We start from the raw sequence: 1520 nt of genomic DNA on the forward strand, positions 1-1520 counted from the left end.
CGAACTCCGTCAGAACAGCACCGGTCTTGCTCAGGTCACGAAGCGTTGATCCAGATGGTCTTCAGCTCCGTGTACTGGTCATGGGCCCAGATGGACTTGTCGCGCCCACCGAAGCCGGACTCCTTGTAGCCACCGAACGGCGTGGTGACATCCCCTTCGCCGAAGCAGTTGACCGTAACCACGCCCGCGCGGATTTCACGCGACAGGCGCAGCGCATTGCGCAGGCTGCCGGTGTAGGCCGAGGCCGCCAGGCCGTAGACGGTGTCGTTGGCCAGCTCGATCGCCTCGTCGATGGTCTCGAAGCTGGTCACGCTCAGCACCGGGCCGAAGATTTCCTCGACGAACAGCTTGTTGTCGCGGCCAACGTTGTCGACGATGGTCGGCTGCACGAACACGCCGTCCTCGGTCTCGCCACCCTGGACGATACTGAGCTTGTGCTCGGCGGCGTATTCCAGGTACGACTTGACCTTCTCGAAGTGCGACTTGCTGACCATGGCGCCCAGGCGGTTGTCCGGGTCCAGCGGGTCGCCCAGCTTCCAGTCCTTCAGGTGCTTGGCGATCAGGCCCAGCAGCTGGTCCTTCACGTCCTTGTGCACGATCAGGCGCGAGGATGCGGAGCAGTTTTCGCCCATGTTCCAGAACGCACCGGCGGTGACGAACTGGGCCACTTCGTCCAGGTCCTCGCAGTCGTTCATGACCACGGCCGGGTTCTTGCCACCCAGCTCCAGGACGATGCGCTTGAGGTTGGACTCGGCGGCGTACTTCAGGAACAGGCGGCCGGTGTCGGTGGAGCCGGTGAAGCTGACCATCGGGATGTCCATGTGGCGGCCAATGGCCTCGCCCACTTCACGGCCACCGCCAGGCACCAGGTTGAACACGCCTGCAGGAATACCCGCCTCATGGGCCAGTTCGGCCACGCGCAGGGCGCTGAGGGTGGTTTCCTTGGCTGGCTTGACCACGATCGAGCAACCGGCGGCCAGCGACGGGGCAATCTTCCAGGCCAGCATCAGCAGCGGGAAGTTCCACGGCAGTACCAGGCCGACCACGCCAATGGCCTCGCGCACCACCATGGTCACGGCGGCATTGCCGGTCGGGGCCGTGGCGTCGTAGATCTTGTCGATCAGCTCGGCGTGCCAGCGGATGGTGTGGATGGTTTCCGGCACGTCGACGTTCTGGCACTCGCTGACCGGCTTGCCGCTGTCCAGCGCTTCCAGCACGGCCAGTTCGTGGGCGTTGTCTTCCAGCAGCTGGGCGAACTTCAGCAGCACGTGCTTGCGGTCGTTCGGCTGCATCTTCGACCAGGTGCCCTGCTCGAACACGCGCTTGGCGGCGGCCACGGCCACGTTCACGTCGTTGACGTCGCAGGCGGCGACTTCGGCCAGCTGCTTGCCGGTGGCCGGGTTGGTGGTGACGAAGGTGTTGCCCGAGATGGCATCGCGGAACTCACCGTCGATGAACGCCTGGGTACGCAGTTGCAGTTCGGCGGCGAGGGCCGCGTATTGTTGCTTGCTCAGCAAATC

Annotated in this window: 1 protein-coding gene; it reads right to left on the minus strand. The window is 64.5% G+C overall.

Annotated features, from left to right (window positions below):
* Positions 1 to 35: 35 nt before the first annotated feature.
* Positions 36 to 1520 (minus strand): aldehyde dehydrogenase (locus CAG44_RS27315; protein WP_085693501.1); only part of this gene is annotated, 1485 nt, incomplete at its 5' end.

This window comes from Pseudomonas sp. B13(2017), from assembly GCF_002113245.1.
Classification (GTDB): domain Bacteria; phylum Pseudomonadota; class Gammaproteobacteria; order Pseudomonadales; family Pseudomonadaceae; genus Aquipseudomonas; species Aquipseudomonas putida_Z.